The sequence below is a fragment of the Streptomyces sp. NRRL B-24572 genome (assembly GCF_002156145.1).
GTDB classification, from domain to species: domain Bacteria; phylum Actinomycetota; class Actinomycetes; order Streptomycetales; family Streptomycetaceae; genus Streptomyces; species Streptomyces vietnamensis.
The window spans coordinates 306-4,615 of record NZ_MWIG01000791.1; the positions used below are offsets into that span (position 1 = coordinate 306).

General features: G+C 74.4%; 2 protein-coding genes and 2 pseudogenes. 3 read left to right on the top strand and 1 reads right to left on the bottom strand.

Annotated features, from left to right (window positions below; all coding sequences use genetic code 11):
* The 3 genes and pseudogenes from CCN56_RS36030 to CCN56_RS36040 all read left to right on the top strand — a co-directional run.
* A partial coding sequence (locus tag CCN56_RS36030) for an MOSC domain-containing protein (protein ID WP_086831968.1) occupies positions 1-645 on the top strand: 645 nt, incomplete at its 5' end.
* Positions 646-804: 159 nt separating this feature from the next.
* Positions 805-1,413, top strand: coding sequence for a hypothetical protein (locus CCN56_RS36035; RefSeq protein ID WP_086831969.1), 609 nt, complete (start codon positions 805-807; stop codon positions 1,411-1,413).
* A gap of 194 nt (positions 1,414-1,607) precedes the next feature.
* Positions 1,608-3,987: pseudogene (locus CCN56_RS36040) on the top strand (right-handed parallel beta-helix repeat-containing protein).
* Here the strand turns inward: CCN56_RS36040 and CCN56_RS36045 are convergent.
* A pseudogene (locus CCN56_RS36045) lies at positions 3,957-4,310 on the bottom strand (hypothetical protein); the annotation flags it as partial. The pseudogenes CCN56_RS36040 and CCN56_RS36045 sit on opposite strands and share 31 nt — an antisense overlap.

Genomic DNA, 4,310 nt, shown 5'->3' on the forward strand with positions numbered 1-4,310 from the left:
CTGCCGGGCGGCGGGGTCTCCCTGTCCGCCCCCGGTCACCCCACGCTGGAGGTCGGGGTACCGACGCCCCCGCCTGCCACGCCCACGGTCACGGTGGAGATCTTCGGCAAGTTCGTGGAGGCGGTACCGGCCGGCCCCGAAGCCGCCGCCTGGTTCTCGGCGTACCTGGAGAGCGACGTACGCCTCGTGCACATGGACGCGCCCGAGCACCGCCGGCCGGTCGACCCCGACTACGCGCTGCCCGGCGAGACCGTGAGCTTCGCGGACGGCTATCCGCTGCTCGTCGCCACCACCGCCTCGCTCGACGCCCTCAACTCCCTGATCGCCCAGGGCGACCACGCCGACGAGGGCCCCCTGCCGATGAACCGTTTCCGCCCGAACCTGGTCGTCGAGGGCACCGCTCCCTGGGCGGAGGACGGCTGGAAGCGGCTCGCGGTCGGAGAGGTCACCTTCCGCGTCGCCAGGCCCTGCGGGCGCTGCGTCGTCACCACGACGAACCAGCTCACCGCCGAGCGGGGCAAGGAGCCGCTGCGCACCCTCGCCCGGCACCGCACCAGCGAGGGCAAGGTCATCTTCGGGCAGAACCTCGTCCCCGAGCACACCGGCACGGTCCGGGTCGGCGACGCCGTGAAGATCCTGGACTGAGGACGGCCCGGGTGATTCGCCCGGGGGATCCGCCCAGAGGGTTCACCCGGAGAGTTCGCATCACACTTCGCCCGGCCGACAGGCGGGGAACCCGCGCCCGGGGCACACTCGTTGGAGCAGTGGTGAACGAGGAGTGGTGAACAACTAGGGGGTCCACACGTGCGCGCAGCCACCGGACTCTGGCGCTGGCGGCACAATCCCCTGCGCCGGACCACCGATCTCGTCGAGGCGTGGGTCGCCTTCGCGGCGGCCGTACTGCTCTGCCTCGCCGTGCCCCTGACCGGCTGGGCGGCCGGCACGTCGGCGTACGGCTCGCTGTCCCGCGCGGTCCGCACCCAGCAGGAGCAGCGGGTGGCGACGACGGCCCGGGTGGTGCGGCTCGCCGACGGGCCCGTGAGCGGCCCCAAGTCCGTCGAGACCGCCGGGGAGGAGCGGCTGCGGCGCTCCGTGGTGGCCCGCTGGACCGCGCCGAACGGCTCGGCGCGCACGGGGACGGTGGCGACGGCCCGGCAGCACTCCGCGCCCGGCGCCTCCTTCCGGCTCTGGACGGACCGGGACGGGCGGCCGGTGGCGCCGCCGATGCAGACGGGGACGGCCCGCGCGCACGCGGTCATCGCCGGCCTGACGGCCGCGCTGCTCGTCGGCCTCCTGGTGGAGCTCGTCCGCCGCCTCGCCGTCCGCAGACTGGTGGTCCGGCGGTACGCGCGCCTCGACCGCGCGTGGGCGGCGGCGGGCCCCGACTGGGGCCGTACGGGCACGGGAAGCTGACCTCGGCGGCGCGTTCGAGTTCGATCGCTACCCGATCGAGGTCGACCGCTCCGGACCGGCGCTGACGCCTGCCCGTTGGCCGTCGGCCTCCGGTACGGGCGGGGGCCGGTGACCCGTCAACCCGGCGGCGCCGCGCGCGCTACGGTGGGGCATCGGATCAGCGGCGAGGCATGAGGCGGGGGCAGGGCACACCCATGGCACAGGGCACGGTCCAGGTGACGCACACCGGCACATCGCGGTGGCGGCGCCGCACGGGTGAGTACCCCTCTCTCGCCGCCGCCCTGGAGGCCGCAGGCGACGGGGACGTGCTCACCGTCGCGCCCGGCACCTACCGGGAGAACCTCGTGATCCGGCGGGCCGTCACCCTGCGCGGCCCCGAGGGCGGGGTCGGCTCGGTGCGGATCGCGCCCCCGGACGGGGTGCCGCTGACCCTGCGCGCCTCCGTCACCGTGCAGGACCTGCACATCGAGGGGCAGGACGTGGCCGCGCCCGCGCTGCTCGTCGAGGACGGCACGCCCGAACTGCTCGACCTGAGGATCATGACCCGCTCGGCCGCCGGGATCGAGGTGCGGGGCGCCGCCCGGCCGNNCGGCCGGGGTCGGCATCGCCGTGCTCGACGGCGCGGGCGGGGTGTTCGAGGAGTGCGAGGTGGTCTCCGCCGGGCAGGCGGGCGTCTCGGTGCGCGGCGGGGCGCATCCGCGTCTGGAACGCTGCCGGGTGCACCACGCCTCCGGCGCGGGGATCGCCGTGACCGGCGAGGGCAGCGGCCTGGAGGGCGTCGGCTGCGAGGTGTACGAGATCAAGGGCGCCGGTCTGCAGATCGCGTCCCGCGCCGCCGCCCACCTCACCGACTCCTCGGTGCACCGCACCTCGGCGGACGGCATCACGCTCGACACGGACGCGGTGCTCACGCTCTCGGACTGCGACATCCACGACGTCCCGGAGAACGCGGTCGACCTGCGCTCGCGCTCGGTCCTGACGCTGACCCGGTCGACCGTCCGCCGCTTCGGGCGCAACGGCCTTTCGGTGTGGGACCCGGGGACGCGGGTGGACGCCAACCAGTGCGAGATCCACGACAGTACGGGCGACTACCCGGCGGTGTGGGTGAGCGACGGGGCGACCGCCGTCCTGGACGCCTGCCGGGTGCACGACGTGCCGGACGCGCTGTTCGTCCTCGACCGGGGCTCGCGCGTGGACGTCGTCGACAGCGATCTGACGCAGGTGCGGAACACGGCGGTGTCGGTGAGCGACGGGGCCACCGCCCAGCTCGACGACTGCCGCATCCGGGAGGCCTCCACGGGCGCCTGGTTCCGGGACCACGGCAGCGGCGGCACCCTCGGCGGCTGCACGATCGACTCCGTGCAGACCGGGGTCATCGTCACCAAGGGCGCCGATCCCACGATCGACCGGTGCACGGTCACCTCGCCCGCCGAGGCCGGTTTCTACGTGTCGGCCGAGGGCCGCGGCTCCTTCCACGGCTGCCGGGTGACGGGCAGCGGCGGCTACGGCTTCCACGTCACGGACGGCTGCCGGACCACCCTGCGCAAGTGCCGTACGGAGCGGTGCGCGCGCGGCGGTTACGAGTTCCCGGAGGAGGGCGCGAGCGCCGAGGACTGCACCAGCGACGAGAGCGCGGTCCGCTCCTCCGTGCCCGACGGCGGCACGGTCCTGACGGCCGCCCAGTCGACGGGCCTGCTCGGCACGGTGCCCGCGCCGCGCGCCCCGGTGGCCGTGCCGCCGGCGCCCGAGCCCGCGCCGGAGGCCCGCTCCTCGCAGGACGTACTGGGCGAACTGGACGCCCTGGTGGGCCTGGAGAGCGTCAAGCTGGAGGTGCGGACCCTCACCAACATGATCGAGGTGGGGCGCAGGCGCCAGGAGGCGGGACTCAAGGCGGCCTCGGTCCGCCGCCATCTGGTCTTCACGGGCAACCCGGGCACGGGCAAGACGACGGTGGCCCGGTTGTACGGCGAGATCCTCGCCTCGCTCGGGGTGCTGGAGCGCGGACACCTGGTGGAGGTCTCCCGGGTGGACCTGGTCGGCGAGCACATCGGCTCGACGGCGATCCGCACGCAGGAGGCCTTCGACCGGGCGCGCGGCGGAGTCCTCTTCGTCGACGAGGCGTACGCCCTTTCGCCGGAGGACTCGGGGCGGGACTTCGGCCGTGAGGCGATCGACACCCTGGTGAAGCTGATGGAGGACCACCGGGACGCGGTGGTGGTCATCGTCGCCGGGTACACGGCGGAGATGGAGCGCTTCCTCACCGTCAACCCGGGTGTGGCCTCGCGTTTCTCACGGACCATCACCTTCGGCGACTACACGCCGGAGGAACTCCTCCGGATCGTCGGCCAGCAGGCGGACGAGCACGAGTACCGGCTCGCCCCGGGCACGGACGAGGCACTGCTCGCGTACTTCGAGAAGCTCCCCAAGGGCCCGGCGTTCGGCAACGGCCGCACGGCGCGGGGGACCTTCGAGTCGATGGTGGAGCGGCACGCGGGCCGGGTCGCCGCGCTCGCCGACGCGAGCACGGACGACCTGACCCTGCTCTACCCGGAGGACATCCCCGACATCCCCTGATCCAGCGGCGGTTGCTCCAGGGGCGATTCGGTCCGCTGGAGGGGGAAGGCCGGCGGCAGCCGGTCGAGGAGTCCGGAGCGGCACCGGGCGAACGCCGGGTCGGCCTGGTAGTCGGAGTGGCCGAGGATCGGTTCGGGCAGCGGGTGCCGGCGGGTGCGGCCGTACGCCACGGGGTCGAGCAGCACCGCCGCGTCCACGGCCGGGCGGCCGTCCTCGGCGGGGACCCTGACGGGGCCCCCGATGGGGTCGGTGGCCCGGTACAGATTGCTCCAGCAGTGCACCGTACGGTTCAGGGCGCGCAGCGCCTCGGGGCCGAAGTAGGC